This window comes from Kitasatospora sp. Xyl93, assembly GCF_055383135.1.
Genome location: NZ_AP029185.1, coordinates 8,556,227 through 8,582,759 on the forward strand (window position 1 = coordinate 8,556,227; position 26,533 = coordinate 8,582,759).

General features: G+C 75.1%; 29 protein-coding genes. 16 read left to right on the plus strand and 13 right to left on the minus strand.

Annotated features, from left to right (window positions below; translation table 11 throughout):
- Nucleotides 1-70 precede the first annotated feature (70 nt).
- Nucleotides 71-1,414 carry a PP2C family protein-serine/threonine phosphatase gene (locus ACZ5GH_RS37160; protein ID WP_464336601.1) on the minus strand — a complete coding sequence of 448 codons (1,344 nt, stop codon included), beginning with the start codon at nt 1,412-1,414 and terminating at the stop codon, nt 71-73.
- Nucleotides 1,415-1,704: 290 nt separating this feature from the next.
- Between ACZ5GH_RS37160 and ACZ5GH_RS37165 the strand changes: the two genes are divergently transcribed.
- The gene (locus tag ACZ5GH_RS37165; RefSeq protein ID WP_464336602.1) at nt 1,705-2,349 is read left to right on the plus strand and encodes a LysE family translocator; all 645 of its coding nucleotides are present in this window, start codon (nt 1,705-1,707) and stop codon (nt 2,347-2,349) included.
- A 37-nt stretch (nt 2,350-2,386) separates the two neighbouring features.
- Here ACZ5GH_RS37165 and ACZ5GH_RS37170 read toward each other — a convergent pair whose 3' ends face one another.
- Entirely contained in the window at nt 2,387-3,343 is a 957-nt protein-coding gene (locus ACZ5GH_RS37170; RefSeq protein ID WP_464336603.1) for a GlxA family transcriptional regulator, read from the minus strand.
- Nucleotides 3,344-3,437: 94 nt separating this feature from the next.
- On the opposite strand from ACZ5GH_RS37170, the gene ACZ5GH_RS37175 reads away from it, so the two are divergent.
- Entirely contained in the window at nt 3,438-4,031 is a 594-nt protein-coding gene (locus tag ACZ5GH_RS37175; protein WP_387754743.1) for an MBL fold metallo-hydrolase, read from the plus strand.
- Nucleotides 4,032-4,119: 88 nt separating this feature from the next.
- Here the strand turns inward: ACZ5GH_RS37175 and ACZ5GH_RS37180 are convergent, their stop codons facing one another.
- Nucleotides 4,120-5,355, minus strand: coding sequence for a cytochrome P450 (locus ACZ5GH_RS37180; RefSeq protein ID WP_464336604.1), 1,236 nt, complete (start codon nt 5,353-5,355; stop codon nt 4,120-4,122).
- 198 nt (nt 5,356-5,553) lie between these two features.
- On the opposite strand from ACZ5GH_RS37180, the gene ACZ5GH_RS37185 reads away from it, so the two are divergent.
- The 3 genes from ACZ5GH_RS37185 to ACZ5GH_RS37195 all read left to right on the plus strand — a co-directional run bounded on the left by ACZ5GH_RS37185 (nt 5,554) and on the right by ACZ5GH_RS37195 (nt 7,860).
- Nucleotides 5,554-6,444: an SDR family NAD(P)-dependent oxidoreductase gene (locus tag ACZ5GH_RS37185; protein WP_464336605.1), complete on the plus strand. Its 891-nt coding sequence runs from the start codon at nt 5,554-5,556 to the stop codon at nt 6,442-6,444.
- Nucleotides 6,445-6,506: 62 nt separating this feature from the next.
- On the plus strand, nt 6,507-7,085 hold the full coding sequence (locus ACZ5GH_RS37190; RefSeq protein WP_387754752.1) for a TetR/AcrR family transcriptional regulator: 579 nt from the start codon (nt 6,507-6,509) through the stop codon (nt 7,083-7,085).
- Nucleotides 7,086-7,209: 124 nt separating this feature from the next.
- Nucleotides 7,210-7,860, plus strand: a complete 651-nt coding sequence (locus ACZ5GH_RS37195; RefSeq protein WP_387754755.1) for a hypothetical protein — start codon at nt 7,210-7,212, stop codon at nt 7,858-7,860.
- Nucleotides 7,861-7,947: 87 nt separating this feature from the next.
- Here ACZ5GH_RS37195 and ACZ5GH_RS37200 read toward each other — a convergent pair whose 3' ends face one another.
- From ACZ5GH_RS37200 to ACZ5GH_RS37210, 3 genes are all read right to left on the minus strand, one after another.
- Nucleotides 7,948-8,514 (minus strand): hypothetical protein, encoded by a 567-nt coding sequence (locus ACZ5GH_RS37200; RefSeq protein ID WP_387754757.1) that lies wholly within the window; start codon nt 8,512-8,514, stop codon nt 7,948-7,950.
- Nucleotides 8,515-8,719: 205 nt separating this feature from the next.
- Complete coding sequence (locus tag ACZ5GH_RS37205) at nt 8,720-9,175, minus strand: DUF6098 family protein (RefSeq protein WP_387754759.1); 456 nt, start codon at nt 9,173-9,175, stop codon at nt 8,720-8,722.
- A 79-nt stretch (nt 9,176-9,254) separates the two neighbouring features.
- Nucleotides 9,255-9,671 carry a CBS domain-containing protein gene (locus ACZ5GH_RS37210; protein WP_387754761.1) on the minus strand — a complete coding sequence of 139 codons (417 nt, stop codon included), beginning with the start codon at nt 9,669-9,671 and terminating at the stop codon, nt 9,255-9,257.
- Nucleotides 9,672-9,955: 284 nt separating this feature from the next.
- On the opposite strand from ACZ5GH_RS37210, the gene ACZ5GH_RS37215 reads away from it, so the two are divergent.
- The 6 genes from ACZ5GH_RS37215 (at nt 9,956) to ACZ5GH_RS37240 (ending at nt 13,031) form a co-directional block, all read left to right on the plus strand.
- Nucleotides 9,956-10,459: a metallophosphoesterase family protein gene (locus ACZ5GH_RS37215; protein ID WP_464336606.1), complete on the plus strand. Its 504-nt coding sequence runs from the start codon at nt 9,956-9,958 to the stop codon at nt 10,457-10,459.
- 130 nt (nt 10,460-10,589) lie between these two features.
- Complete coding sequence (locus ACZ5GH_RS37220; RefSeq protein WP_464336607.1) at nt 10,590-11,321, plus strand: hypothetical protein; 732 nt, start codon at nt 10,590-10,592, stop codon at nt 11,319-11,321.
- A 2-nt stretch (nt 11,322-11,323) separates the two neighbouring features.
- Nucleotides 11,324-11,635 carry a hypothetical protein gene (locus ACZ5GH_RS37225; RefSeq protein ID WP_464336608.1) on the plus strand — a complete coding sequence of 104 codons (312 nt, stop codon included), beginning with the start codon at nt 11,324-11,326 and terminating at the stop codon, nt 11,633-11,635.
- Nucleotides 11,636-11,974: 339 nt separating this feature from the next.
- A complete protein-coding gene (locus tag ACZ5GH_RS37230; protein WP_464336935.1) occupies nt 11,975-12,346 on the plus strand; it encodes a phage holin family protein in 372 nt (123 codons plus the stop codon).
- Entirely contained in the window at nt 12,343-12,759 is a 417-nt protein-coding gene (locus ACZ5GH_RS37235; RefSeq protein ID WP_387754767.1) for a DUF3618 domain-containing protein, read from the plus strand. The genes ACZ5GH_RS37230 and ACZ5GH_RS37235 overlap by 4 nt, the downstream gene beginning before the upstream one ends.
- 5 nt (nt 12,760-12,764) lie before the next feature.
- Nucleotides 12,765-13,031 carry a DUF4235 domain-containing protein gene (locus ACZ5GH_RS37240; RefSeq protein ID WP_464336609.1) on the plus strand — a complete coding sequence of 89 codons (267 nt, stop codon included), beginning with the start codon at nt 12,765-12,767 and terminating at the stop codon, nt 13,029-13,031.
- 98 nt (nt 13,032-13,129) lie between these two features.
- On the opposite strand, the gene ACZ5GH_RS37245 is transcribed toward ACZ5GH_RS37240, so the two are convergent.
- A complete protein-coding gene (locus ACZ5GH_RS37245) occupies nt 13,130-13,954 on the minus strand; it encodes an excalibur calcium-binding domain-containing protein (protein WP_464336610.1) in 825 nt (274 codons plus the stop codon).
- A 97-nt stretch (nt 13,955-14,051) separates the two neighbouring features.
- On the opposite strand from ACZ5GH_RS37245, the gene ACZ5GH_RS37250 reads away from it, so the two are divergent.
- From ACZ5GH_RS37250 to ACZ5GH_RS37265, 4 genes are all read left to right on the plus strand, one after another.
- On the plus strand, nt 14,052-14,702 hold the full coding sequence (locus ACZ5GH_RS37250; RefSeq protein WP_387754776.1) for an HAD family hydrolase: 651 nt from the start codon (nt 14,052-14,054) through the stop codon (nt 14,700-14,702).
- A 144-nt stretch (nt 14,703-14,846) separates the two neighbouring features.
- A complete protein-coding gene (locus tag ACZ5GH_RS37255; RefSeq protein ID WP_464336611.1) occupies nt 14,847-15,773 on the plus strand; it encodes an NADP-dependent oxidoreductase in 927 nt (308 codons plus the stop codon).
- A gap of 207 nt (nt 15,774-15,980) precedes the next feature.
- A complete protein-coding gene (locus tag ACZ5GH_RS37260) occupies nt 15,981-16,919 on the plus strand; it encodes an AraC family transcriptional regulator (protein ID WP_387754782.1) in 939 nt (312 codons plus the stop codon).
- Nucleotides 16,920-17,282: 363 nt separating this feature from the next.
- On the plus strand, nt 17,283-17,774 hold the full coding sequence (locus tag ACZ5GH_RS37265) for a hypothetical protein (RefSeq protein ID WP_387754785.1): 492 nt from the start codon (nt 17,283-17,285) through the stop codon (nt 17,772-17,774).
- Between the two features lie 132 nt (nt 17,775-17,906).
- Here the strand turns inward: ACZ5GH_RS37265 and ACZ5GH_RS37270 are convergent, their stop codons facing one another.
- From ACZ5GH_RS37270 to ACZ5GH_RS37295, 6 genes are all read right to left on the minus strand, one after another.
- Nucleotides 17,907-18,230 carry an STAS domain-containing protein gene (locus tag ACZ5GH_RS37270; protein ID WP_387754787.1) on the minus strand — a complete coding sequence of 108 codons (324 nt, stop codon included), beginning with the start codon at nt 18,228-18,230 and terminating at the stop codon, nt 17,907-17,909.
- Complete coding sequence (locus tag ACZ5GH_RS37275) at nt 18,227-19,549, minus strand: PP2C family protein-serine/threonine phosphatase (protein WP_387754790.1); 1,323 nt, start codon at nt 19,547-19,549, stop codon at nt 18,227-18,229. The genes ACZ5GH_RS37270 and ACZ5GH_RS37275 overlap by 4 nt, the downstream gene beginning before the upstream one ends.
- Nucleotides 19,549-20,352: an alpha/beta fold hydrolase gene (locus ACZ5GH_RS37280; protein ID WP_464336612.1), complete on the minus strand. Its 804-nt coding sequence runs from the start codon at nt 20,350-20,352 to the stop codon at nt 19,549-19,551. The genes ACZ5GH_RS37275 and ACZ5GH_RS37280 overlap by 1 nt, the downstream gene beginning before the upstream one ends.
- Nucleotides 20,353-20,471: 119 nt before the next feature.
- Nucleotides 20,472-21,344, minus strand: a complete 873-nt coding sequence (locus tag ACZ5GH_RS37285; protein WP_387754795.1) for a phosphatase PAP2 family protein — start codon at nt 21,342-21,344, stop codon at nt 20,472-20,474.
- Nucleotides 21,334-22,326 (minus strand): YihY/virulence factor BrkB family protein, encoded by a 993-nt coding sequence (locus ACZ5GH_RS37290; RefSeq protein ID WP_387754798.1) that lies wholly within the window; start codon nt 22,324-22,326, stop codon nt 21,334-21,336. The genes ACZ5GH_RS37285 and ACZ5GH_RS37290 overlap by 11 nt, the downstream gene beginning before the upstream one ends.
- The gene (locus ACZ5GH_RS37295) at nt 22,326-23,987 is read right to left on the minus strand and encodes a bifunctional phosphatase PAP2/diacylglycerol kinase family protein (RefSeq protein ID WP_464336613.1); all 1,662 of its coding nucleotides are present in this window, start codon (nt 23,985-23,987) and stop codon (nt 22,326-22,328) included. The genes ACZ5GH_RS37290 and ACZ5GH_RS37295 overlap by 1 nt, the downstream gene beginning before the upstream one ends.
- Before the next feature lie 624 nt (nt 23,988-24,611).
- Here ACZ5GH_RS37295 and ACZ5GH_RS37300 point away from each other — a divergent pair.
- Nucleotides 24,612-26,531 (plus strand): eCIS core domain-containing protein, encoded by a 1,920-nt coding sequence (locus ACZ5GH_RS37300; protein WP_464336614.1) that lies wholly within the window; start codon nt 24,612-24,614, stop codon nt 26,529-26,531.
- Nucleotides 26,532-26,533 lie beyond the last annotated feature (2 nt).

Sequence of the window (26,533 nt, forward strand, 5' to 3'; positions counted from 1 at the left end):
CCCGTACACCGCCGCCCGGCCCAACCGCCGGGCGGCGGGTGACGACGACGGCCGCCTCCGCGGCACCTGCTCAGCCGCCGTGCGCGGGGACGCGGACGGCGAGGATCGCCATGTCGTCGTGGCCGTCGCTGGGATGGCGGTCGGCGAGGGTGCGGACGAGGTCGTCCAGGGGCTGGTGGGCGTGGGCCGCGGCGAGGTCGGCGAGGGCGTCCAGACGTTCGTCGATCGGATGATCGGGGTGTTCGACGAGACCGTCGGAGAACAGCAGGACGGTGGCGCCCGCAGGCAGCGGGCGGGTGTGGTCCGGGCGGTGGACGTCGGGGTCGACGCCGAGCGGGATCCCGGGCTCGGCGCGCAGGTACCGGGCGGTGCCGTCGGGCGCGAGGACGAGGGGCGGCAGATGGCCGGCACTGCTCCAGTGCAGTGCCCAGCCGTCGCCGACGGGCTCGATCCGGGCCAGGCACGCGGTGGTGACCGGGAGGTCGGTGATGGCGTGGACGGTGTGGTCGAGCTGGGTGAGCACGGAGCTGGGCGGGGTCCTGCGGTCGTAGAGCAGCGCGCGGAGCATGTTGCGGGCCTGGGCCATCGCGGCCGCGGCGTGCAGGTCGTGGCCGACGACGTCGCCGATGACCGCCGCGCACGCCCGGTCCGGCAGGACGACGGCGTCGTACCAGTCGCCGCCGACGCTCGCCGGCTCGGCGGCGGTGCGGTAGACCGCGGCCCCGGAGAACGGGGCGAGGTCCGGCAGGGTGGGCAGCAGCAGGCGCTGGAACTGCTCCGCGCTGTCCCGCATGTACCCGAACAGGCGGGCGTTCTCGATGGCGATGCCCGCGGCTCCCGCGAGCGCGCGCACCACCTCCTCGTCCGCCTGGTCGAACGGCCGGCCGTCGCGCCGCTCGGAGAGGTACAGGTCGCCGTAGATCTCGCCGCGCACGGTGACCGCGACGCCCAGCAGGGTCCGCATGGGCGGGTGGCCGGGCGGGAACCCGACCGACGCCGGATGGGAGGGGATGTCGTCCACCCGCAGCGGCTCGGGGTGGTGGATGAGGTGGCCGAGGACGCCGCGGCCGTGGGGGAAGTCGATGCCCGCGAGGGCGGCACGCTCCTCCTCCGTGAGACCGGCGGTGATGAACTGCTCCAGGCAGTCACCGGAGGGGGCGAGCACACCGAGCGCGCCGTAGCGCGCGCCGGCCAGGTCCATCGCGGTGGTGACGATCCGGTGCAGCACCGCCGGCAGGTCGAGGTCGCCTCCGATGGCCAGCACCGCCGACAACAGGCCCTGCAACCGGTCCTTCGCCCGCGCCAGCTCGCGCAACCGCCGGGCGGCGCCCTCCAACTGCTGGTCCAGGTCCAGCCGCGGCCCCGGCCCGTCACCCCCGTCCGGCGGTCCAGCGGACTCCGCGCCGCTGCTCACCACGCTGCTCCCGCGATCTCGATCACCAGCCCACGGTAACCACGCCGCACTCCTGCGGCCCGGAGCACACGCACAGCGCACACCGGCCGAGCGACGCCGTGGGGGAGGCGGCCGCACGGGCGATGCCGTCGATCCCAGGGGGTGCACGAGGGCACCGGCCGGCGGGCCCGTATCCTGACCCGGACGACGCGGGCACGGCTCGGCCGTCGCCGTCGCCACCGCCCCGGCGCAGCCGGGCGCCGCCCCACCCCGGGTACCAGAACTCCCGGCGAACGTCAGGGAGTCGACCAGTGATCAGCATGGCCGCGGTAGGGGGAGTGGCCCTGGTCGAACTGGGCATGGCCCTGACTCCCGGACCGAACATGATCCACCTCACCTCGCGCGCGATCACCCAGGGCCGCCGAGCGGGGCTGGTCAGCCTGAGCGGGACCGCCGTGGGATTCCTGTGCTACCTGCTGGCCGCCGCCGCGGGCCTGTCCGCGCTGTTCGCCGCCGTGCCGCCGGCGTTCACGGTGGTCAAGCTCGCCGGGGCCGGCTACCTGGCCTACCTGGCGTGGGGCATGCTCAAGCCCGGAGGCCGCTCGCCCTTCGCACCGGCCCACGACCTGCCCGCGCTCTCCGACGCCCGCCTGTTCTCCACGGGCCTCCTGACCAACCTGCTCAACCCCAAGATCGCCCTCATGTACGCCGCCCTCCTGCCCCCGTTCATGGCTCCGCAGGCGGGCCCGCACTGGGCGCAACTGCTCCAGCTCGGCGGCGTGCAGATCGTCGTCGGGCTCTCCGTCAACGCCCTGATCATGCTGGGCGCGGCCCGGGTGTCGGGATTCCTGGCCGCCCGCCCCCGCCTGATGACCACCCAGCGATTCACGGCGGGCGGCCTGCTCGGCGTCTTCGCGCTGCGCACCGCCCTGTCCCGTACGACCGTCTCGGCCTGAGCCCTTCCCCTGCGCCGGAGACGCCGCCGGCGGTCCGCTACGTCGTGGCGGAGAAGGCGCGGCGGTAGGAGCGGGGCGGGACTCCGCGGCGCCGCACGAAGTGCTCGCGCAGGACGGCGGCGCTGCCGTAGCCGACCCGGCGGGCGATCTCCTCGACCGGGAGGTCGGTGGTCTCCAGGAGGTCCTCGGCCCTGCACAGCCGCAGGCTCCGCAGCCAGGCGTGCGGCGTGGTGCCGGTCGCGGCGGTGAAGCGGCGGGCGAAGGAGCGTTGGCTCATCAGGGCGCGGCGGGCCAGTTCCGTCACGGGCAGCGGCTCGTGGAGGTGCTCGCGGGCCCAGGCGAGTACGTCGGCGAGCCGCTCGTCGTGGCCGTCCTCGGGGGCGGGCGCGGTCAGGTACTGGGCCTGCCCGCCGTCGCGGTGGGAGGGCAGCACCATGTCCCGGGCGACGGCGTTGGCCAGCGCGGCGCCGTGCTCCCGCCGCAGCAGGTGGAGGCACAGGTCGAAGCCCGCGGCGGCTCCCGCGCCCGTGGCGATGCTCCCCTCGTCGACGTAGAGCGCGTCGGGTACCACGGTGACCCCGGGGTGGCGGTCGGCGAGCAGGTCGGCGAACCGCCAGTGCGTGGTGGCCCGCCGGCCGTCGAGCAGTCCGGCGGCGGCGAGCGCGAACGTGCCGACGCAGTGGGCCGCGACCACGGAACCGCGCCCGTGCGCGGTCCTCAGCGCGTCGAGCACGGCGGGGGCCGGTGGTGTGCGGAAACCGGCCCAGGGCAGGGCGATGACCAGATCGGCGTCGGCGAGCCGGTCCGGTCCGTGCGCGACGGACAGCGGCACACCGCAGTCCGCGGGCACCGGGCCGGGCCGGTCGGCGCACAGGGTGAGGTCGAAACCGGGCAGCGCCGCTCCGTGGGGGCCGAACACCTCGGTGACGATGCCGACGGCGAGCATGCCGACGCCGGGAGGGACGTACGCGGCGACGGTCTTGAAGGGCGGCATGGGCGCAGTGTGGCACACGGTTGGCACGAATCCTGCGATCACTGGCAGATCTGCCACTCGTTGATGATCATCAGGCACGGAAGGCTTGGGGCCCATGACAGACGCACCGCTCGGCCGCAGCGCCGTGTACCAGGTCCTGACCACCGGCTACGTGGGCTCCACCGGCCCCGGAGTCGCCGCGACCGTCTCCTACGTGTCCGACGCGGGACGGCACGTGATCTTCGACCCGGGCATGGTGGCGAGCCGCGACGACATCCTCGTCCCGCTCGCGGAGCTGGGGCTCGGCCCCGAGGACATCACCGACGTGGTGCTCAGCCACCACCACCCGGACAACACCATGAACGCCGGCCTCTTCGCCCGCGCCCGGGTGCACGACCACAAGGTGGAGTACCTGGACGACCAGTGGACGAACCGGGACGCGGAGGGCTACGAGCTCACCCCGTCGCTGCGGCTGATCCGCACCCCGGGCCACAGCCCCGAGGACATCACGCTGCTCGCGGGCACGGACTCGGGCGTGGTGGCCTTCGCCGGCGACCTGTGGTGGCACGCGGACGGCCCGGCGGACGACCCGGTGGCCCCCGACCGGGAGGTGCTGCGCGCGTCCCGGCTGCGGGTGCTGGCCGCCGCGGACCTGATCGTGCCCGGCCACGGCGCCCCGTTCAAGGGCGACGACACCACCCCGCGCTAGCGGTCCCGTCAGGTGGTCGGTGGCCTGTACCCGGAGGCCGGCCACCTGACGCGACCGCGCGCGGGCGCCGCGGGCGCCGCGCGGCCGTTCAGGCCGGGGCGATGACGAAGCCGCTGCGGGGGCGGGCGATCACCCGGCTCAGCGGGATGCCGAGGTCCTGGTCGGGGACCGTGTAGTCGAGGCGGGCCAGCCGTGGGGCGAGGGACTCCAGCAGGCCGACCACGACGCCCTCGCCCGGGCAGCGGTGGCCGGTCGCGGCGTCGCCTCCGCCCTGGGGGATCAGCTCCTGCGGGTCGGCGGGCCGGTCGAGGAAGCGCTGGGGGCGGAAGCGGTAGGGGTCGCCCCACAGGTCGGCGTCGTGGTTCTGCCCGTAGAGGTCGAGCAGGACCAGGGTGTCGGCCGGGATCTGCTCGCCCGCGAAGACCAGGTCGGCGGCCGCCTTGCCGCCGACGAACGGGGCGAAGGGGTAGAAGCGGCGCACCTCCTGGGCGAAGGCGGTCGCGAAGGCGCCGTCGCCCTCGGCCAGCGGTCCGCGGTGCTCGGGCCAGCGGTGCAGGGCGTGGGCCGTGAATGCGGTGAACCAGCAGACGGCGGTGGTGGGCCGCAGGATGTTCAGCAGCTCCACCGCCGCGACCCGCGCGGGCAGCGGTTCGCCGTCGGCGTCCCGGTGCGCGGCCACGACGTGGACGGCGCTACCCGCCGGCACGCGCAGCGAGCCGTCGCGGACGGCTTCGACCAGCTCGGCGAGCGAGCGCTCCCGGCGCCGGCGGGCCAGCCGGGCCCGCCAGTGCCGCGGGCCCGGGGTGGAGAAGCCGTCCACCATGGCGACCAGGTCGCGGGCGAACGGCGCCACCTCGTCGTCGTGCAGCGTGAGACCGGCCCAGCGGGCGACGCCCGCGGCCAGCACCTCGGCCGCCGCGTCCAGCACGACGACCCGGCCGCGATCGCGCCAGGCCGGTACCGCGGCGTCCCAGGCCGCGCCCACGTCCTGGACCAGTCGGCCCCGCCGCTGCGGATCGGCGAGCAGGCCGAGGAACATCGCCTTGCGCAGCTGGTGCTCCGGCCCGTCGAGGCCGTGGACGGCGCCCTGGCCGAAGAGGGTGCTGATCACCGGTTCCGGCAGCGCGCCGGCGCGCCGGATGTGGCGCTCGTCGTAGAAGAACCGCACCGCCTCGGGGCCGTGCAGGACGACGGCGGGCCGCCCGAGCAGCCGGGTGCGCAGCACCGGGCCCGGCCGGCGGCGCCGCTCGTCGGGTAGCCACGCGTAGCCGTGCAGCAGCAGCGACAGGGTGCTGTCGCTCCGGGGGAAGGTTCCTTGGTCCATGGGGCGTCGGCTGCCCTGGGGGCGCGAGGTGAAACCGGGACGCCGGGGCGCCGGAGTGTCGCCTGGGACGGCCGGCCCGGACCGGGCGCGCGCCCTGCGGGGGACCGGCCGACCCCACAACCGGATAGTTCATCCGTTCCTGTGCTACCGTTCCGACAAGCGGATGACTTATCCGTATTTCTTCGGGGTGGAGGGCACATGCGGAAGACAGCCGTCGTCACGGCCGGTACGGCCGGTATCGGCCTGGAGACGGCGCTGGGACTGGCCGCCGCCGGCTACGCGGTCACCGTGGTCGGCCGCGACGCCGACCGGGGCGCGCGGGCGGTCGCCCGGATCGACGCGACGGACCCGGCGCACCGCAGCCGGTTCCTGTCCGCCGACCTCGGCTCGCTCGACGACGTCCGCGCGCTCGCCGACCGGATCACCGCCGACCACGCCGCCTGCGGCGACCCGCTGACCGTTCTCGTCAACAACATCGGCGCGATGTTCCCCGAGCGGCTGACCCTGGACGGCGTCGAGGCCTCGTTCGTCGTCAACCACCTCTCGCCGTACCTGCTGACCGAACGGCTGCTCCCCGTCCTGACCGCCGGCGCGCCGAGCAGGATCGTGAACGTCACCTCGGGAGCGGTCGCCCTCGCCAAGCGGCGGTTCGACGCCGTCGAGCCGCCCGGCGGCTACTACGGCTTCCACTGGTACGGCCGCGCCAAGCTCGCCAACCTCGCCTACACCCTCGACCTGGCCGCGCGCCTGGACGGTACGGGCGTCTCGGTCTTCGCCGCCGACCCCGGCGGCGCCGCGACCGACATGACCAGCGGCACCATGACCGACCCGAAGATCGTCTCACCGGCCCTGCGGCTGCTGTGGCCCCTGGTGCGCCGCAAGTTCGAACGCTCGACCTCGGGCCCGGCCTCGGCGGCCGCCAGGTCCTCGATCGCCGCGGCCACGGACGAGACCCTGACCGGCCGGACCGGCCTGCTCATCGGCGCCCGGGCCCGCCCGGTCGCGCCGCCGCGCGCGGCGGCCGACCCCCGCCTCGCCGAGGCCGTACGCCGCCTCAGCGAACGGCACGCGCCGGTCACGACCACCTGACCCGGGCCGCCGGGCACCGGCGGCGGGGCCATCCGGATGGGCCATCCGGTTAGCATGTCCCCATGACGACGCCCCTGCGCAAGGACGCGGCCCGCAACTGGGACCGCATCGTCTCCGTCGCCCGTGCCCTGGTCGACCAGGGCGAGCCGCTGCAGCTCAACGACGTCGCCCGCCGCGCCGGACTCGGCGTGGGCACCGTCTACCGGCACTTCGCCACGCCCGAGGCCCTCCTGGAGACCGTCGCCACCCCCTGCCTGGAAGCCCTGGCCGCCCACGGGGAGCGGGCCCTGGCCGACAGCGACCCCCGGCGCGCTCTCGAGGGCTTCCTGCTCCACACCGTCGAAGCCCAGGTCGGCGACGCCTCCCTGGCCCCGGTCACCGCCGCACCCGCGGACACCCTTCCCCGCACCACGGAACTCAAGGCGTCGCTCCGAGCGGCCGGCACCGCCCTCCTCGACCGGGCCCGCGAGGCCGGAGCGGTCCGCGCCGACCTCACCCCGGCCGACCTCGTCCCGCTCATGTGCGGCATCGCCCACGCCGTCGACGTCCACGGAGGCACGCCCGCCGACCGGATCGACACCGCCCGCCGCTACCTGGCCACCGTGCTCGGGGGCCTGCGCGCCGCACCGGCGAACGCCTGAACCGCCCCCGCCCCCGCACGGCCGCCCACCTCCCGCGCGCCCTTCGCACCGGAACCGGCGACCCGGACCCGGGCGTCCGACCTCCCGGGGCGCCGTCGTCCGCCGCCGGGAGGGGTTTCGGATCGTGAGGATCGTGCTGTGGGCCGTCGTCGGGGTGCTGTTCGCGCTGCTACCGCTCGCCCACTGGCTGCTGCGCGCCCGTCCCACGCCGCTGAGGGCACCCGTCGCCGCCGTACTGGTGCTCTGGCTGGGGCTGGTGCTCGCGGTGGCGTCCGACCTGCTGCACCCGCGCAGTGAGGCCGAGCTCTACCTGCTCTACACGCCGCTCGCCGAACTGGCCGTCCTGCTCGGCCTGCGGCTGGAGCGGCGGATCGCCGGGCCGGGTACGGACCGCCCGACCGGCTGGTCCCGGGCGGCGGGCATCGCCTTCCACGGCCAGCTGGCCCTCGTCCTCACCGCCACCCCGCTGCTGGCGCTCGCGGCCTTCCACGAGGCGGACCTCCCGTCCGCGAAGGCCCTGCCGCAGCCGCCGCCCGGCTACACCCTCCTCGACACCGACAAGGGCTGCGGCAACGGCAGCGGCGCCTCCTGCTGGCGCACGCTCTACCTCACGGGCCCGCCCGACGTGCCGACGGCGGAGGCCGCCGACCGGCTCCGGCCCCGGCAGCGGTGCGAGACGAACGGCTGGCTGATCGACCGCCGCGACCTGTGCACCCAGGTGAGCACCGACGGCGCCGCGATCGTCTACCGGGTCCACCTCAGCGGCGGCCTCTAGCTGTACTGACCAGTGAGGTTGGGGACGCGGCCCGGCCCGGCGGGTGCCACCGGCCGGGCCGGGTCCATGAACCGGGGGCCCGGCCGATCAGGTCCAGGGCAGCTGGCCGGCGGCCCGCCGCAGGGTGCCGCGGAGCTGTTCCATCGGGCGCTGCTGTTCGCCGTGCAGGGCGTTGAGGACCACGAGCGCGCCGGTGAACGCCGGGACGGCCCACTGGACGCAGCGCAGCTGGCGGCGGGCGCGCTCCAGGTCGACGGGGTGGTGGGCGGCCTTGTCGCGTTCGCGGGGGTCGGGGGAGGTCGCCAGGCGGACCTTCGCACCGAGGACCCCGGCCCAGGCGGTGGTGGCGAGGGCGGCCGCGGTGCAGGCGGTCTTGGCGACCGTGGAGGCGGCCAGGCCCTGCTGGAGCGGGACGCGTGCGGCGTTGACGGCCAGCAGGCCGCCGGTGCCGACCATGTGGACGCCGATGGCCACGAGGTTCACCGGAGCCCAGCGGGTCCAGCCGGTGGAGGCGATCCGGTCGGCGCCCTCCCGGGAGCCGCCTTCCGCGGCCGCCGCCTCGTTGAGGGCCACGGCACCCATCAGCGCCCCGCCGAACCACGCCGCCAGCCCCAGGTCGTGCATGCTGCGCAGGACGGTGTTCCGTTCCGACATCCCTGCCTCCTCGCTCGGGTGCCGGAGAGGCCGGCACCCGCCTCACGCTTCCCGGACCGGCAGGGCGCCACCATCGGGGCTGCGCTGTTGGAGGGCAACCCCCAGCCCGGGCGGACAGCGGACAGCGGACGGCGGGCAGCGGACGGCGGACGGCCTACGGCTGTGGCGGAGGCGCTCCCCGGGCTTCCGGTGGCGGTTGGCGGTGTCACGGCCGGCCGCCGCGGCGCAGCGGCCCCCAGGGGCCGGGCTGGCGCGTGACCTCGTGCTCGGCCTGGGCGATGACGTCGGGGCTGATGCGGGCGAGCGGACGGGCGTCGGTGAGCAGCGGCTCGTTGTCCGGTCCGCGGCCGGTCTCCGTGCCGGTGAGGATCCAGGGATGGACACCGGGGGCCTTGTCGCGCCGCAGGTGGCAGTAGTCGTACAGGCGGCGGGCGACCCACAGGCGCAGCGGGCGGTCCTGCCACCAGTCCTCGACGGCGAGCGGGGTGACGGACAGCCCTGGCAGCGGGACGCCGGTGAGGTCGTCGAGGCTGCGGCTGCCGTCGGTGAGGTCGGTGTCGGGGCCGCGGGACCAGCGCACGTACAGCCGGTCGGGGTGGGTGCGCAGGAGGTCGGCGAGGGCGTCGAGGGTGGTGATGTCGGGGTGGGGGTAGCGCGGCATGGTCGTGGGCCCGCCGGGGGAGGGCCGGCCGGCCCCGGGGAGGGGTGGGCCGGCCGGCCGGTGGGCGGCGGCGGGTCGGTCAGTCGGTGGAGATGGCCTCGAGGAGGTCCCCGGCCTTGGCGTCGGGCAGGGCGCGGGCGACGTCGGCCAGGGCGACGATGCCAACCAGCCGGTGGCCGTCGATGACGGGCAGCCGGCGCACCTGGTGGGAGCCCATGGTGCGCAGGATCTCGTTGGCGTCGTCGTCGGCGCCGATGGTGACGGCCTCGCCCTGCGCGAGTTCGCCGGCCTTCACCTGGGCGGGGTCCTTGCCGGCCCCGAGGACCTTGACGACGATGTCGCGGTCGGTGAGGACGCCCTTGAGCCGGTCGTCGGTGCCGCAGATCGGCAGGGCGCCGACACCCAGCTCGGTCATCTTCTTCGCGGCCTCCAGGACGGTCTCCTGCTCGCCGATGCACTCGGCGCCCTCGGTCATGATCTCGCGGGCCGTGGTCATGGTGTTCTCCTCTCGTCACACGGGTCTCCGGACGCACCTCGCCGGACAGCGCGGAGCCCGCGGCCCCGCGGCGGCGCTGTCGGTGCCGTCCGCCCTCTCGCCAGCTCGGCTGCCCACCGGAGCCCGGGTCATGCCTCCCGGCCCGGCCTTCCCGGCAGCCGCTGCCCGCCCTGCCGCCGGACACCCGGGAAACGGCCGGAACGGGCCGCGCCCGGCCCCGGCCGGTGACCGGACTCCGACTACGCTCGTCCCTGTCCGCCCGACCCGAACCGGAGCCCGGAACCGTGCGACTGCTCGTCACCTCCGACACCCACGTGCCCACTCGGGCGCGGGCCCTGCCGGACCTGTTCCTGCGCGCCGTCGACGAGGCCGACGTGGTGTTCCACGCCGGGGACTGGGTCGACACCGCCACGCTCGACCTGTTCGAGGCCCGGGCCCGGCGGCTGGTCGCCGTCCACGGCAACAACGACGGACCGCAGCTGCGCGAACGGCTGCCGGAAGTGGCCCGGGTCGAAGTGGAGGGCCTGCGCTTCGTGGTCGTGCACGAGACCGGCCCCGCCCGGGGACGTGAACAGCGGTGCCGCTCACGGTTCCCCGACGCGGACGTCCTGGTCTTCGGCCACAGCCACATCCCGTGGGACAGCCGGGGCCCGGGCGGACTGCGGCTGCTCAACCCCGGCTCGCCGACCGACCGGCGCCGCCAGCCCTTCGCCACCTACCTCACCGCCCGGGCCCACGACGGCCACCTCACCGAGGTGCGCCTCCACCGGCTGCCGCCGCGCTCCTGACCTGCCGGGACGGCCGTGACGCCACAGCCGTCGGCCGGCCCGGAAAACCCGTTCACGGCCCTGCGCCCGGCCGATACGATCTTCACCGAACGCACACCTGTGCGAAGAAGTTCCGTAGAGAAGCAGGTCCATGTCCCATCCGCTCGCCATCGTCGCCGCCCTCGTCCTCCTCGTCAGGCTGGGCCTGTGGCTGAACAAGCACCGCAAGGTCGGCGCGGGCCGCGATGCGCCCGCACCGGGCCTGGTGCCGCGCGCCGAACTGGTCGAAATCGGCAGCGAACCCGCCGACCCGGCGGCGCGGGCCGCGCTGGACGCGGCCAAGGCGGGGGACTGGCGGCCCGCCGCCGCCTACCTCTCGGGCGGCGACGGCGACTGGAGCACCCGCTACGCCCGGATGAACCCGTTCGGCGACCTCGCGGCCACCGACGACATCTGGCTCCGGCAGTGGCGCAAGGAGCAGCCGGACAGCCCCGAGGCCGCCCAGGTGCAGACCGATGCCCTGGTCAAGCGGGCGTGGGAGATCCGCACCGGGAAGTACGCCTCCGAGGTGTCCCGCGAGCAGGCGATGGGCTTCCACCAGGTGCTGCAGGAGGCGGCGGAGGTGTCGTACGAGGCGATCCGGCTCGCCCCGGCCGGGGACCCGAACGCCTGGGTGGTGCGGCAGCCGATCGCGATGGGCCAGGGCTGGTCGCACGAGCGCTACCGCGCGCTGTGGTCGCAGATCGTGGCCCGCGAGCCCCACCACTTCGGCGCGCACACCGCCGCGCTGCAGTACTGGTGCGAGAAGTGGCTCGGCAGCAACGAGTTGATGCACGGGTTCGCGGACACGGCGATCGCCGCAGCGCCGCGGGCAGCCTGCTGACGGTGCTGAAGCTGCGGGCGTACTGGGAGCAGGTCCTGCGCGACAAGTCCGCCTCGCTCTACCGTTCCGCCGAGTACACGGCCGCCCTGGACGCGGCCCTGGCCGACCTGGCGGCCGCCGGCCCCGCCCACCCCGGCATCGTCGCGGCGCGCGGCTGGATCGCCCACGGCCTGATCGAGAACGGCCGCCCGGCGCAGGCCCTGGAGCTCTTCCGGGGGATGGGCCGGGAGATCGCCGGCCCGTGGATCTACTACGGGAACCCGGCCGCCGTCTTCGACGCCGCCCGCACCAAGGCCGCCCGCGCGGCGGCCTGACCCGGCCGCGGTCGTCCGACCGCCGCAGGCTCCCCCTCGACGGCCCTCCGCCCTCCGGCGGAGGGCCTCGCCGTGTTCCGCCTCCTGCCGCGCCACCGGTCCCGGCCCGTCCGGCAGGGCCGGGAGCACGAGTGAACGAGCGGCCAGGTCGGCCCGGACGACCGGCCTGAACCCGCCCGGCCGGGGTAGGCGCGCCCTCGACGGGCGGTCGGGCGCACGGCGCGGCCGGTCGACCGGCAGAGCAGGAGTGCACAGGGACAGGAGGTGACCGCTGTGTCGAGCACGCGGCTGTACCGCGCCGGGCCCGCCCCCGGAGTGGACGGATCGGGCCAGGAGCCGGTGGGTGAGCTGGTGAAGCGGGCCTCGCAGCAGCTGACCGAGCTGGTGCGGGACGAACTGCGCCTGGCGCAGGCGGAGATGAAGGAGAAGGGCCGGCGCTACGGCAAGGGCGGAGGCCTGTTCGGCGGCGCCGGGCTGGCCGGGTTCCTGATGGCGCAGGCGCTGGTCGCCACGGTGATCGCCGCACTGGCGGTCGCGCTGCCGGTCTGGGCGGCCGGGCTGATCGTCACCGCCGCGCTGGGTCTGGTCGCCGCAGTGCTGGCCGTGAGCGGGAAGAAGCAGGTCGACCGGGCCGGGCCGGCCCTGCCCGAGCGGACCGTCGAGAACGTGAAGGCCGACGTGGCCGAGATCAAGGAGAGGGCACACCGATGACCCAGCCGCCGTACGACGAATCCATCGCCTCCAGCCCGGAGGAGCTGCGCGAACAGGTCGAGCGGACCCGGGCCGAGCTCGGAGGGACGATCCAGGCGCTCGCGGCGAGGACCGACGTCCGGGCGCGCGCCCAGGAGAAGGCCGCCGAGGTCAAGGAGCAGGCCGCCCACAAGGCCGGGGAGCTGAAGGCGAAGGCCGCCGAACTCGCCCACCAGGCGCAGGACCGGCTGCCCGATCCGGTCAGGCACAAGGCCGCCGAGGCCGGTCACCTGTGGGAGGAGAAGGTGCCCGAGCCGGTGCGGGAGAAGGCCGCCCGGGGGGCGCGGCTGGCGCGGGCCAACCGCACGGTGCTGGTGGCGGCGGCGGGGGCGGCCGCCGTGGTGTGGCTGGTCTGCCGCCGCCGGAGGGGGTGAGCCGGGTGAAGGCCTCGAAGATCGCCTACAAGCCGGTCGGGCTCGTCCTCGGCGCCCTCAGCGGCATGGCCGCGGGAGTGCTGTTCAAGCAGGCGTGGAAGGCGCTCGGCCACGACGAGGACGCCCCGGACGCCACCGACGAAGCCCGCTCCTGGCGGGAGGTGCTGCTCGCGGCCACGCTCCAGGGCGCGATCTTCGCCGGGGTCAAGGCGGCCGTCGACCGCACCGGCGCCACCGCCGTACGCCGGCTGACCGGAACCTGGCCCGGCTGAGCAGCAGCCGCTGGACGTCGGACGGCAGGTGTGCACGGCTCCCGCTGGTGCACACCTGCCCCCGGCGGCACCGGAGGAGCCGCCGGGGGCAGGGCGGGTCACTCGCAGGCGGTGCCGTCGCCGTCGCGGTCGAGCCCGGCGCGGTAGCCGGGCTCGCCCCGGTGCAGCGGGGCTGCGCCGGCGGCCTTCGCCGCGCTGCAGTTGGCGTAGTACGCATCGCCGCCGCCCCCGCCGGAGGACGAGCTCGACCCGCCGCTGGAGGAGGTGCCCCCGCTGCTGCCGCCGGTCGATCCGCCCGTCGATCCGCCGGACGAGCTGCTGCCGCCCGTCGATCCGCCGGACGAGCTGCTGCCGCCGGAGGAACCGTGGGCGGGACGGGTCTCGCAGGCGGTGCCGTCGCCGTCGGAGTCCAGGCCCGCGCGGTAGCCGGCGTCGCCCCGGTGCAGCGGTGCCGCGCCGCCCGCCCACGCGGCCGCGCAGTCCGCGAAGTACACGTCAGCCTTCGGCGGGGCGGCCTCCGAAGGGGCGGACGGCTGCGCCGGCACGGGTGCCTGGGTCGGCGTGGGAGTCGGGGTCGCGGTGGCCGTGGCGGTCGGGGTCGGAGCCGCGGTCGCGGTGCCCGGCGAGGCCGAAGCCGAAGCCGAGGCAGAGGGGGAGGGGGCGGTTGCCGTGGCCGCGGCGACCGGACGGGCGGTGTCCGGCTTCTTCGGGTCGGCCACCACGGCCGCGAACCAGATCAGGCAGTAGAGGCCGCCGACCACGCTGACGGCCACCTTCGCCGGACGCCGCCACGGCGAGGTCCACAGCAGGACCAGGCCCACCGGCGGCAGGAAGACGAGGGCGAGGACGATCACCGCGGGTCTGCGCCACCACGGGCGGGCGCCCGCGCGCGCGGGTGAAGGTGGGGGGAAAGAGCTGGTCATCGGTGAATCAAATCATCGTCCCTGCGCGGCTCGTACCAGAATTCATCACGTTTCAACTACATCCGCGGCACCCCGTTCGGAGTAATAAGGTGCAGGGGTGATCGAACTGGTGATCTTCGACTGTGACGGCGTGCTGATCGACAGCGAGCCGATCGGCGTCGAGGTGGACAAGGTGGCGATGGCGGCGCTCGGGCTGCCGATGGGCGAGCAGGAGATCGTCGAGCGGTTCGTCGGGCTGTCGCAGGGTGCGAAGACGGCGGCGCTGGAGGAACTGCTCGGGCGGGAGCTGCCCGCCGACTGGTGGGAGGAGTACCGGCCGCTGCACACCCGGCTGACCGAGGAGCGGCTGGGCCCGGTGGACGGGATCGTCGAGGCGCTGGAGCGGATCGACCTGCCCGGGTGCGTGGCCTCCAACAGCAGTCACCGCTGGCTGCGACGGGGGCTGGGCCTGACCGGGCTGTACGAGCGGTTCGCCGGGCGGATCTTCAGCGGCGCGGAGGACGTGCCGCGCGGAAAGCCCGCGCCGGACCTGTTCCTGCACGCGGCCCGCACGCTGGGCGCCGACCCGGCCCGCTGCGTGGTGGTGGAGGACAGCCCGCACGGCCTGAGCGCGGCGAACGCGGCCGGCATCCCCGCCTTCGGCTACACCGGCGGCGTCAACTCCGCCGACCGCCTGGCCGGCCCGGGCCGGATCCTGTTCGGCGACATGCGCGAACTGCCCGGCCTGCTCGCCGCGCACGCCCACTGACCCGACCGGGGCGCTCGGCGGGCGAGACGATCGGACATCTTCTGAAGACTGAAGGATATTCAGCGGCTCGTTCGATCTTCCTAGGGTTGAGGACATCAGGAGCCGGGCCGACAGGGACCGGACCGAGCGAGAGGCAGTCCTCCCATGCGCGCAGTCATCCAGAAGTCCTTCGGCGGCCCCGAGGTCCTGGAGGTGGTCGAGACCGAGCGGCCCGCCCCGCTCGGCGGCGAGGTCCTCGTCCGGGTCCACGCCAGTGGCGTCAACCCGGTGGACGTGGCGGTCCGTTCGGGCGCCTACCCGCTGCTCGGCGAGCCGCCGTACGGGGTCGGCTGGGACATCTCCGGTGTCGTCGAGGAGGCCGGTCCCGGGGCCCGGTTCAAGCCCGGTGACGAGGTCTTCGGGATGCCGTTCTTCCCCCGCGCCGCCACCGGCTACGCCGACTACGTCGCCGTCCCCTCGCGGCAGGTGGCCCGCAAGCCCGCCGCGCTCGACCACGTGCAGGCCGCCGCGCTCCCGCTGGCCGCGCTCACCGCCTGGCAGGGCCTGGTCGACGCGGCCGGGCTGACCGAGGGTCAGCGCGTCCTGATCCACCGCGCGGCCGGCGGAGTCGGCCACTTCGCCGTCCAGATCGCCAAGGCCCGCGGCGCCCACGTCATCGCGCTGGCGAGCGGGGCCAAGCACGAGTTCGTGCGCGGCCTGGGCGCGGACGAGGTGATCGACTACCGGACCACCGACTACACCGAGGCGGTCGCCGACGTCGACGTCGTCTTCGACTCCTCCTCCGAGGGCACCCGGGCCCTGGAGGTGCTGAAGCCGGGCGGCACCCTGGTCAGCATCATGGAGCACTGGAACACGGAGCTCGCCGCGAAGATCGAGGAGGCCGGCCGACGCTTCGCGGGCGTCTCCGTCGAGCCCGACTACGCCTCGCTGGAGGCCATCGCCGCTTTGGTCGACGAGGGCCGGATCCGCCCGCACATCGCCGGGACCTTCCCGCTCGCGGAGGCCGGCAAGGCGCACGAGCTGGTCGGCTCGGGCCGGGTGCAGGGCAAGGTCGTGCTGACCGTCGTCTGAGCCGCCACGGGGACGGACGCGGCGCCGGGCCTCCGCCCGATCGGGGGACGGGCGGATGCCGGGCGCTGCGGGCGGGGGCGGGAGGGAAGCCGGCGCGCGTCGGGCCGGCGGCCGCCGGTAACCGCGCCGGGAGCCGGTGGCGGCAGCCCCTAGGGTGGGGGCGAAACCGCGGCGGACCGTGGACGGACGGAGAACGGGGGAAGGTCGTTGGACATCCTGACCGAGGCGCTGAGCTCGATGCGGACGGGGCTGCCCACATCGGTGCGCACCGAGGGCCGGGCCCCCTGGGGCCTGCGCCTGCCGCCGGTCGCCGGAGCCGGCTTCCACGTGGTGCTGCACGGCACCTGCTGGCTGATCCCGCTGGGCTGCGCGTCCAGCACCGAGCCGATCGCGCTCAACCCGGGGGACGTGGTCTTCCTGCGGGACGGCAGCGGCCACATCCTGGCCGACCACCCGTCCACCCCGGCCGAGCCCGAGCGGCCCGACCAGTACCGCCCGACCGGGCCGATCGGCACCGTGACGCTCGGCGGCGACGGCGCCCGCACCAGCCTGCTGTGCGGCAACTACCACCTGGACAAGGGCCGTCCGCACCCGCTGGTCCGCCAGCTGCCCGAGGTCGTCCACCTGACCACCGGGCACGGCCGGCACCCCGAGCTGAGCGCCGCCGTCCAGCTGCTCGGGGCGGAGCTGGAGAACCCGCGCCTCGGGTCGACCGGCATCGTCCCGGCCCTGATCGACTCGCTGCTGCTCTACATCCTGCGGGCCTGGCTCGACGACCGGCCCACGGCGGCCGCGGCCGGGTGGGCGGCCGCGCTGGGCGACTCCGCGGTCGCGCCGGCCCTGGCCGCCATCCACGAGGACCCGGCGACCCCGTGGACGGTGGAGTCGCTGGCCCGACGGGTGGGCCTGTCCCGGGCGGCCTTCGCCCGGCGGTTCACCACGATGGTGGGCGAGCCGCCGATGGCCTACCTGACCCGGTGGCGCCTGACCACCGCGGCCCGGCTGCTGCGCGAGTCGCAGGCCCCGCTGACCGCGGTGGCCGCCCAGGCCGGGTACGGCTCCGAGTACGCGTTCGCGAAGGCGTTCAAGCGCGAGTTCGGCCAGGCGCCGGGCGGCTACCGCCGCGAGCTCAGGGCCGCCGCCTGAGCCGCGGACGCCCGCACCCGACCACGGCGGCGTTGGTGAACGTGCCTGCGCCGTAAGGGACTTGGACCGGTATCTGGACCGGAACCGGCGCGGGCCCCCCGTGCGGTACGGGGCCCGACGCCTGCGGCGGGCCCGGTGGCCGTTGGGTCCGGGGGCGGGTGGGCCGGATGCCGGGTGGTGCCCCGGAGGGGCGGTCGGCTCCGTCTGGAGGCCCGGTGGAGGTTTCGGATGGGGGGCGCGGCGGTCTGCTGTACTCCCTGTCGTCGGGCCTGACCGGGCCGACACGACGATCCGAGGGCTGGTCACCCGGGGTGCGACGAGGTTCCGGGTGGCGAGGGCCACCGAGGGAAAGCAGGCGGCAGCATGCGAGGTATCACTGTGGGGGCCGGTCGCGGACGGGCGAGGCTCGCTGTCATCGCGGCGGGGGCGGCGGCCGTGGTGGTGGGCGGGCTGGTCTCGGCGCAAGGCGCTTCGGCGGGCACCGTGCACCCCACCGGCTACACCTGCCGCAGTGACCAGACGGGCAGCTACGCCGCTGTGGCGTTCGGGGTCTCGCTCGACTCCTGCGCGCTCGGGAACGGGTACAACGGGGTCGCGGCCCGGGTGGGGGTCCACAACTCCAACGGCACCCTGGTCGACGTGTGCGCCCACGCGGTGGACCTGGCGACCGGAGCGTGGGCCTACGACTACCAGTGCAAGGGCTGGAGCGGGGCATCCGGCACCCTGGACTTCCCGTACCACAGCCTGCCGACGGGCAAGTACGTCATCTCGGTCGGTTTCTGGGCCAACAACCCCAGCGGTGGCCTGACGTACTACGGGGACGTGCAGAGCCCCCAGATCAACGTGACGCCGTGACCCGTGCCTGAGCATCCCCCCGGGGCCGACGGAAGGCGCCCGGCCCCGGGGGCATCGGGATCATGATGCACGCCCGCCGACCGGGCCCGCGGGGCGCGCCGGTGGGCCTGCCCGGCCCGGTGCGGGCCCGGCTCAGCCGGTGCCGTCCGCGTGGATGGTGAAGACCCGGTCGAGACCGACGAGGGCGAGCACGCGCAGCGTCCTGGCCGGTACGGCGCTCAGGGCGAGGTCCGCGCCGACGGCGTGGGCGAGACGGAGGGCCGCCAGGAGGGCGGTGATGCCGCTGGAGTCGCAGAAGTCGAGACCGGCCAGGTCGATGACCAGGCGCTGGCCCTCGTCCAGGGTGAGTTCGTCGAGGTGTCGGCGCAGCTCGGGGGCGTGCTCGTAGTCGAGGTCGCCGGTCACCCGCAGGACGGGGCCGGCGGCGGCGTCGTGCCGGTTGACGGTCAGGCTCATGGCGTGGAATGGGTCGAGGGGGCGGGAGCGGGGCGGGCGGCGGGGACGCCCAGGGCCAGCAGGGCGGTGTCGTCGTCCAGGCCGTCGCCGAAACCCTTGAGCAGGATGGTCAGGGCGTCGATCATCTCGCCGGGGGAGGCGGGTGCGTGGTCGGCGGCGAAGGCGAGCAGGGCGTCGTCGCCGAAGAGGCTCTCGCGGGTGGGGCCGGTGCGGGCCTCGGTGAGTCCGTCGGTGTACAGCAGGAGGCAGTCCCCGGGACCGAGGACCGTCCTGGCGGTGGTGAACGGGGCCTCGGGCAGGATGCCGACCAACAGGCCCCCGGGGGTGGGGAGGAACGCGCTGCTGCCGTCGGCGCGCAGGACCAGGCTCGGCGGGTGTCCGCCGGAGGCGACCCGCACGCTCACCCGGCCGTCGTCGCCCTCGCGTTCCAGGAGGCCGAAGACGGCGGTGCAGTAGCGCGGGTCGCCGGCCGCGGCGTAGTGCTCGTGCAGGACCGCGTTCAGGGTGGACAGCGCGGCGGCGGGCTCCGGGTCGTGGAGGGCCGCGGCCCGCAGCGTGTAGCGGGTCAGCGAGGTGAGGGAGGCCGCCTCGGGCCCCTTGCCGCACACGTCGCCGAGGAAGAACGCCCACCGTCCCCCGCCGACGGGGAAGAGGTCGTAGAAGTCGCCGCCGAGCCGGTCGGGGGAGGCGGTGTGGTAGTACACGGCCGCCTCCAGCCCCGGGACGGCGGGCAGCGAGGAGGGGACGAGCGACCTCTGCAGGGTGGCGAGGGCCTCGGCCAGCCGTTGCCGGTCGTGCTGTGCCTGCCGCAGGGCGGCCTCGGCGGCGGCGCGGGCCTGCTCGGCCTCCTCGCGCCGACGCAGGAGCTCGGCCTCGTAGGCCCGCCGGTCGGAGGCGTCGGTGACGGTGGTGCGGATCAGCAGCGGCTCCCCGCCGCTGCCGTGCCTGATCACGGAGGACACCAGCACCGGCAGCCGGCCGGCGTTCCGGTGCTGCGCCCCCATCTCCAGGGCGATCCCGCGCACTTCGCCCTGCATGCGCAGCAGCGGCGCGAAGTGCGTCTCGTGGTAGAGCTTCCCGCCCACGGTGAGCAGGTCGGTGAAGCGCATCCGGCCCACCACCGCGGCGCGTTCCAGGCCCAGCCAGCCCAGCAGCGTGGCGTTGATCCGGGCGATGGTGCCGTCCATCAGAGTCGACAGGTAGCCGCAGGGCGCCTGCTCGTACAGGTCCTCGGCGCTGTCCTCGAGTAGCGCGGTGAACGCGGCGCGGGTGCTCGCGCTGTCGTCGAAGGGGCCCGGCTCCTCGCCGACCCTGCACATCACCGCAACCCTGCGAGGAACTCGAGGACGGCGTCGGCGGTGGCCTCGGGTGCGCTGAGCTGCGGGCAGTGGCCGGTGGCCTCGAGGGTGACCAGCCGGGAGGAGGGGACGGCGGCGTGCACGTACGCGCCGACCTCGCGGGGCGCGATCACGTCCTGGGAGCATTCCAGCACCAGCGTGGGGACCGTCACCCGCTTCAGGTCCTCGCGGCTGTCGGACAGGAAGGTGGTGCGGGCGAAGACCCGCGCGATGTCCGGGTCCGTGGCGCAGAAGCTGTTCGTCAGTTCCTGTCCGAGCTCCGGCCGCTCCGGGTTGCCCATGATGACGGGGGCCATGGTGGAGGACCAGCCCAGGTAGTTCGACTCCAGCGCGGCCAGGAGCTCCTCGATGTCCTCGGCGCCGAACCCGCCGCGGTACCCCTCGTCGTCGACGTAGCAGGGCGAGGGGGCGACCATCACCAGCGCACCGATCCGTTCCGGCACCGACTCCGCCGCCAGCACCCCCACCATCGCGCTCACCGAATGCCCCACGAACACCGCGTCGCGCAGGTCCAGCTCGCGGCAGACCTCCACCACGTCCTGCGCGTAGCCGTGGAGCGAGGAGTACCGCTGCGCGCTCCACGACGCCAGGTCCGATCCGCCGCACCCCACGTAGTCGAACAGCACCACCCGGTACCGCTGCGCCAGGGCGGGCACGACCAGGCGCCACATGTTCTGGTCGCACCCGAACCCGTGCGCCAGCACGACGGCGCGCCCGCCGACAGGTCCGACGGACGTCACGTTGTTCCTGCGGCGAGGGTCCATGCGGCCATCCTCGCATCAGGTCCGCGCCCGCCGGCCACCGCGCCCTCCGCCCCGGGCCCCGGCCGTCGGGGCGGCCCGCCGGCCGGCCTCCTGCGCGGTCCGGCGCTGCCCGGTCGCGGTTACGGCCGCGGATCGCGGGCCGGTCGCGGCCGGAGTTCGTCCTCCGCGGCGGGTTCCGGCCCCGCGGCGAGCTCGGGCTCCAGCCCCTCCGGGAGCCCCGCCGTCCGGAGTCCGCTCTCCCGCCGCCAGGCCTCGAACGCCCAGGCGGTCGAGGCGACCAGCGCGAGTCCGAGCAGCCAGCCGCCGAGGACGTCGCTGGCCCAGTGCACGCCGAGCGCGATCCGGGTCAGGCCCGTCCCGAGCACCGTCACGGCGGCGAGCGTCCAGGCCGCCGGGCGGGCCCGTCGGGGCACGACCGGGAGCAGTACGAGCAGCAGGATCGCGCAGGAGGCCATCGCGGTCATGGCGTGCCCCGACGGGAACGAGAAGCCGGGCGCGTGCGCGACCGGCTCCGGGAGGCGGGGCCGGACGCGGGCCACCGAGACCTTGACCAGCAGGCCGGTCAGGCCGGCGGCCGCCTCGGTGAGCCCCGCCCACAGGGCCAGCCGCCAGGCCCGGCGCACCAGCAACCAGCCGACGGCGCCCGCCACCAGCAGGCGCATCGTGACCGGGTCCCAGATCCAGTCGCTCAGCACCCGGGTCGTCTCCAGCAGGAGCGGGTGGTGCCGGACGGCCTCGTTCAGCCGTACCGCGGCGCCGGCGTCCAGCTCCCGCAGCGGCCCCCAGCCGGCCTCGACCAGGACCAGCAGGACGGCGGTCGGCACCGCCGCCACGGCGAACGCCAGGACGGCCACGACCAAGCGTTCGGCGAAGCGCCGGTCGGCCCGGCGCCGGGTGGACCGCCGTCGGGTGAAACGGCGCCGGGAGAGCCGGCGCAGCGCCGGCAGCGGGGTGCGGGCGGGGCTCGGGTGCGGCCTGCGGTCAGCTGTCATCGCCCCTCGCCTGCCCAGGACCTGCGGAATCATCCTCGGGATCCGGCAGGACGGGCTCGTCGATGCCGGCCCGGTCGGCCTCCAGCTGCGCGGCGAAGGCGATCCCGAGGAACAGCGCGATCGCCGTCAGGTACGCCCACACCAGGAGCGAGATGATCACGCTGAGCGGTCCGTAGACCGCGTCGATCGAGTTGCTCAGCCGCAGGTACAGGCCGAACAGGGCGGTCAGCCCCACCCACAGCACCAGGTACACGGCGGCGCCGAAGGCCAGCCAGGTGTGACCGGGCTGTTCGCGGCGCGGGGCCCGGTGGAAGACGACGCTCGCGGACAGCAGGGCGAGCACGATGCCGACCGGCCATCGCAGGACCGCCCAGGCGAGGGCCTGCCGGTGGGCCCCCGGTCCGCCCGCCTCGACGACCGCGGCCGCGATCTCCCGGCCCGCCACCAGCAGGACGAAGCCGAGGCCGAGCGGCAGGCCGGCCAGCACGGCCATCAGCAGTCCGCGGCCGTACTTGCGGTGGAAGGGCCGGTCGCGTTCGATGCCGTAGATCCGGTTGGCTCCGCGTTCGATCTGGCACATCGCGGTGGTGACGTTGACGAGGGAGAACAGGGCGCCGCCCCACAGGGCGACGCTCCCGCCGCCCCCCGCGCGTTCGCGGCTGCGCCGCAGGACCTGGTCGACGAGGTCCGAGCTCGGGCCCGCGGTGAGCCGGGCGATGGTCAGCTCGGTGACCCGCCCGAGCCACTGGGTGTGCAGGACGGAGGAGAGGCCGACCACGGCGATCGCGAACGGCACCAGGGCGAGCACCGTCTGGAAGGCGAGGGCCCGGGCGTGACTGAAGCCGTCCGCGAAGCGGAACCGGAGGAAGGCGTCCCTGAGCAGCTGCCACCGACCGTACTCGCGCAGGGTCGTGACGGCCTCGTCGGCGGAGAGCTCCTCGGGCTCGCGGTCGCGGCGGTCGACGCGGGTCGCGGTACCCATCAGGCGCTCCGTTCGGCCGGGACGGGCTCGGTCCCGGCCCGTCGGGGGGCGTCGCCCTGCGGTGCGGCGACCGGGGACCCGGCCGGCGGGGGCCCGCCGTGCCGGGATCCGCCACCCGACGGTGTGTGGACCAGGAGGGCGGCGGGCCGGACGGACAGCCGCAGGGTGCGGCCCGGCGGAAGCGACTCCCCGTCGAGCTCGCGGGGCTGGTCGCGGTCGGCGGTGAGGTGGATCCGCCGGGCCTGGAAGTGTTCGAACGGCGCCGTCCCGTCCCCCGGGGCGACCCTCCCGGTGAGCAGCCGCGCCGCCGCTGCGGGCCAGCCGGCGAGGCCACGCGGGTGGACGAGCACGAGGTCGAGCAGGCCGTCGTCCGGCCGGGCGCCGGGCAGCAGCCGGATCCCGCCCTGGAGCGCGCCGACGTTGCCGATCACGGCCATCGCGGCCCGCCGGTGGATGGGGCGGCCGTCGTCCAGGGTGACGGTGAGCCGCATCCGGCGGTCGCCGAGGTGGCGGACCAGCGGGGGCAGGTAGGCGGGCCAGCCGAGGCGGTCCTTCGCGCCGCGGCTGGTGTCGGCCATCGTCGCGGCGTCGAGGCCGATGCCGGCCATGGCGCTGACCACCGTCGGGGGGATGCCGTCCCCGTCGGCCACGGCCAGGTCGATCCGGCGGGGGCCGCCGCCGAGGGCGTCCGACAGGGCCCGCGCCGGATCCGAGGGCAGGCCCAGGTTGCGCGCAAGCAGGTTGCCGGTGCCGCAGGGGGCGATCGCCAGGGCGACGCCCGTCCCGGCGAGGGCGTGCGAGCAGGCCGTCACCGTGCCGTCTCCGCCGCAGGCCACCACCAGGTCGGCCCCGGCGGCCACGGCGTCCGCCGCGGCGCCCCGGCCGGGGTCGTCCACGCTGGTGGCGGTTCTGGTCGGGGCCGCCCAGCCGTGCTCGGCGAGGACGCGTTCGATCCGCCCGAGGGTGTCGTCGTCGACCAGTACGGGGTTGTGGACCACGACCGCCCGGCCGGCGACCGCCCGGCCGGCGGGCGCGCGGTCGGCCCCGGCGGGCGGCGTGCTCCGCCCGCGGTCGGCGAGAAAGGCCCGCCACATGATCCAGAGCGTGGCGCCACCGTTCGCCAGCCCGGCCAGGACGTCGGTCGGGTGGTGCATGCCGCGGTACAGCCGGCTGAACGCGACCAGCACCGGCAGCAGCGCCGCCAGGACGCAGAGCAGCGGCCGCAGCCGCCCCCGCACGCGCGACGCGGCGAGGACGGCCAGCGCACCGTACAGCGCGACCGCCGCGCCGACGTGGCCGGACGGGAAGCTGGAAGTCGGCGGCGCGGCGTCGAGGTGCGGTGCGGTCGGCCGGGGCCGGTCCACGCACAGGGTGACCAGCAGGAAGACGGCGGACTGGGCGGCGACCGCGCCACCGAGGAAGGCCGCCTCCCGCCACCGCCGCCGGGAGCCGACCAGCAGCGCCAGCACCGCGACGCCCGCCACGGCCACCACGGTCCCGGTGCCGGCGAGGATCGAGAGCCACGCGGTGACGGTGTCGAGGGCGGGCCCGCGGCCCGCCGCGAGCCGGTCGGTGAGGCCGTTCTCCTCAGGCCGCCAGAGGTGCAGTGGCGGGTGGGTGACCGCGTGGCCGACCAGGACCATGAGCACCGTCTGGGTCACCAGTGCCGGTGCGATCGTTCGGAACGGTTGCCGTACCCCTGTCGTCACGTGCCCCGTCTGCCCGGACCCCGCCGTTTCATGGCCGGGCCGCCGACTTCCGGACGTTCTGAACCCGCTTCATCCGGTGAACCGGACATCACGGGGCCCGCGAGATCAAACGCCCTCTGAGACGCGGGCGCCCGCACCCGAGCACGGTGGCGCTGGTGAACGCGCCTGCGCGGTAAGGGACTTGGCCCGGAATCTGCGCAGCAGCAGCAGCCGGTGGCCCGGGCCCCGGCCGGCCCGGCCCGCGCCGGGTCAGGCGGCGGCGCCCAGGGCCTCCCGGAGGCGGGCGGCGTAGGCCCGGGGGTGGGTGGTGTTCCCGTTGTGGCCGCCGGGCAGTTCCAGCACCTCGGTGCCGAGGAGGTCGGCGAGGGCCAGCGCGCACTGGACGTCGAAGACCTCGCGGGGCGTGGTCAGCCCGACGGCCGGGAGGATGCGCGTGCCGGTCCCGCGCGCGGGCCGGCGGACCGGGCGCGCGGGACGGACGGGCTGCCCTCCCTCTGCCCTCCCGGCCCTACCGCCCGGCCGGGCGGCGCGCTAGATGTGGACCGCCCCGAGCGCGTTCGGACAGAGGAGCCCCTCATGCGAGCACACGACCCCGACCACCAGGACGCGCGCACCCCCGCGCCGCCGGCCGGCCGCAGGGCCGACAGCGCCGCCCGCGAACAGGCTCCCGCGTCGTTCCCCAGCGGGCTGGTCGGCCTGCAGCGCAGTGTCGGCAACGCCGCGGTCGTGCGGATGCTGCGCCGCACCGGACACGTCCCACCGGCCGGGCAGCACCACGAACACGACGACGGCCGCGGCCACCCCACCCGGCAGCGGGCCGGCGCCCGCCCCGGGGCGGCGGTGCAGCGCTCGGCCGTGGCGGACGTCCTGCGCTCCGCGGGCCGCCCCCTCGACGACACCACCCGCACCGACATGGAGAACCGCTTCGGCGCCGACTTCACCGACGTCCGCATCCACGACGGCCCCGCCGCCCGACGCTCCGCCGCCGAAGTCGGCGCCCGCGCCTACACCTCCGGCAGCCACGTGGTGATCGGCGAGGGCGGAGGCGACCGGCACACCCTGGCCCACGAACTCACCCACGTCGTCCAGCAGCGCCGGGGCCCGGTCGCCGGCACCGACAACGGGTCCGGCCTGAGGGTGTCCGACCCCTCCGACCGCTTCGAACGCGAAGCCGAGGCGAACGCGCGCCGCATCACGGCCGGGCCCTCCCGCGCCCCCGGGGCCGCGGAGACGTCGTACCGGGCCTCGTCCTCTCCGGCCGGGACGACGGCCGTGCAGCGCTACGCGACGGTGGACGCGGAGATCGGTGACTTCTTGAAAGCCCGCATGTCCGAAAGCGGAAAGTATGTCCTGCTCGGCATGGACGGGGACAACTGGTCCAATGTGATATGGGTCAGGGAGGATGTCGCGGACACTCCGAAAGGCTGCCGCCGGAGCAACGTCCCGCCCATCGAATACGGCGGAAGCCGGTACTTCGAATACGTGCCGGACGGACTCTTCCTGGCGGACTGCGCCCACACGGCCGAAGAGGTCATGCACGGGAGGGCCCTGAAGTACGCGGAAACCGACGAGGAGGCGGCCGAGGCGCCGGTCGTCAGCAAGTTCCGCGGCGTCACCGACGACACCGGAGGCGACCTGCTGTTCGGCGAGGGGAACGACGAGAACATCGCCGCGGCGAAGAAGTACGCCGGCCGGCGGAAAAAAGGGACGAAGGCGGACCCGAACCACCAGGAGAGCCCGGAGGTGGGCCAGGCGTTCGTCACCGTGGAGACGTCACTGGACGAGGAGGGGAATCCGAACAACGCCTCCGGATGGCCGTTCCACGTGGCGGCCGTGGTGGCCGTGGACGGCGGTGACCGCATCACTCTCGAACAGACCGCCAGCGAACGCGACGCCAAACCCGGCGACGGCCGCCAGGGGATATTCGACATGTACGGCGTCGCCGACAAAAAGACCAGTTTCCACGCCCGCGGCAGAAAGGACAACAACTTCTCGAACAAGGCGGTCACCGCGGTCATCGCCGGGCGCGAGGGGATCGCCCTTCCTGCTGACGAAAGGATCCGCACACTCGAGGCGGCGGCGAAAACCGACCACGGCGTAGCGGACGGGCTGATCAAGGACGCCGAGAAAGGGAAATCCCCGGAGTCCCTGGCGAGCGCCTGGGAAGCCAAGAGGGACGCCTGGGAGTCCACGGAGAGGGTCTGGCAGCAAAGGGCCAAGGACTGGCAGATCCGCAGTGCGGGCCTGCGGGGCGCCCAGAAGAGGGAGGCCGAACAGGAGGCTTCCCGGTGCAAGGAAAGCGCCGTGGCGGCCCAGGAGATGGGCGAGCTCATCGAGGCGGCGGTCAAGAAGGTCAGGAACGGCAAGAAGTATGCGACCTGCATCAGCGCAGTGAAATCCAAGGACCGCGACCAGACCACCAGGGAAGCCAAGGAAGGATCCCTTGTGCCGCAGCCCTTCCACGACGAGTCGTCCGACATGGAGATCGACCAGTGAGC

Bases quoted from the DNA above. Each gene is read 5' to 3' on its own strand.
- ACZ5GH_RS37245 (WP_464336610.1), bottom strand. From the start codon at position 13,954: ATGACCAGCTCTTTCCCCCCACCTTCACCCGCGCGCGCGGGCGCCCGC.
- ACZ5GH_RS37265 (WP_387754785.1), top strand. From the start codon at position 17,283: ATGCGAGGTATCACTGTGGGGGCCGGTCGCGGACGGGCGAGGCTCGCT.
- ACZ5GH_RS37210 (WP_387754761.1), bottom strand. From the start codon at position 9,671: ATGACCACGGCCCGCGAGATCATGACCGAGGGCGCCGAGTGCATCGGC.
- ACZ5GH_RS37170 (WP_464336603.1), bottom strand. From the start codon at position 3,343: ATGCCGCCCTTCAAGACCGTCGCCGCGTACGTCCCTCCCGGCGTCGGC.
- ACZ5GH_RS37270 (WP_387754787.1), bottom strand. From the start codon at position 18,230: ATGAGCCTGACCGTCAACCGGCACGACGCCGCCGCCGGCCCCGTCCTG.
- ACZ5GH_RS37220 (WP_464336607.1), top strand. From the start codon at position 10,590: ATGTCCCATCCGCTCGCCATCGTCGCCGCCCTCGTCCTCCTCGTCAGG.
- ACZ5GH_RS37180 (WP_464336604.1), bottom strand. From the start codon at position 5,355: ATGGACCAAGGAACCTTCCCCCGGAGCGACAGCACCCTGTCGCTGCTG.
- ACZ5GH_RS37275 (WP_387754790.1), bottom strand. From the start codon at position 19,549: ATGTGCAGGGTCGGCGAGGAGCCGGGCCCCTTCGACGACAGCGCGAGC.
- ACZ5GH_RS37185 (WP_464336605.1), top strand. From the start codon at position 5,554: ATGCGGAAGACAGCCGTCGTCACGGCCGGTACGGCCGGTATCGGCCTG.
- ACZ5GH_RS37190 (WP_387754752.1), top strand. From the start codon at position 6,507: ATGACGACGCCCCTGCGCAAGGACGCGGCCCGCAACTGGGACCGCATC.
- ACZ5GH_RS37300 (WP_464336614.1), top strand. From the start codon at position 24,612: ATGCGAGCACACGACCCCGACCACCAGGACGCGCGCACCCCCGCGCCG.
- ACZ5GH_RS37235 (WP_387754767.1), top strand. From the start codon at position 12,343: ATGACCCAGCCGCCGTACGACGAATCCATCGCCTCCAGCCCGGAGGAG.
- ACZ5GH_RS37290 (WP_387754798.1), bottom strand. From the start codon at position 22,326: ATGGGTACCGCGACCCGCGTCGACCGCCGCGACCGCGAGCCCGAGGAG.
- ACZ5GH_RS37205 (WP_387754759.1), bottom strand. From the start codon at position 9,175: ATGCCGCGCTACCCCCACCCCGACATCACCACCCTCGACGCCCTCGCC.
- ACZ5GH_RS37255 (WP_464336611.1), top strand. From the start codon at position 14,847: ATGCGCGCAGTCATCCAGAAGTCCTTCGGCGGCCCCGAGGTCCTGGAG.
- ACZ5GH_RS37285 (WP_387754795.1), bottom strand. From the start codon at position 21,344: ATGACAGCTGACCGCAGGCCGCACCCGAGCCCCGCCCGCACCCCGCTG.
- ACZ5GH_RS37200 (WP_387754757.1), bottom strand. From the start codon at position 8,514: ATGTCGGAACGGAACACCGTCCTGCGCAGCATGCACGACCTGGGGCTG.
- ACZ5GH_RS37280 (WP_464336612.1), bottom strand. From the start codon at position 20,352: ATGGACCCTCGCCGCAGGAACAACGTGACGTCCGTCGGACCTGTCGGC.
- ACZ5GH_RS37175 (WP_387754743.1), top strand. From the start codon at position 3,438: ATGACAGACGCACCGCTCGGCCGCAGCGCCGTGTACCAGGTCCTGACC.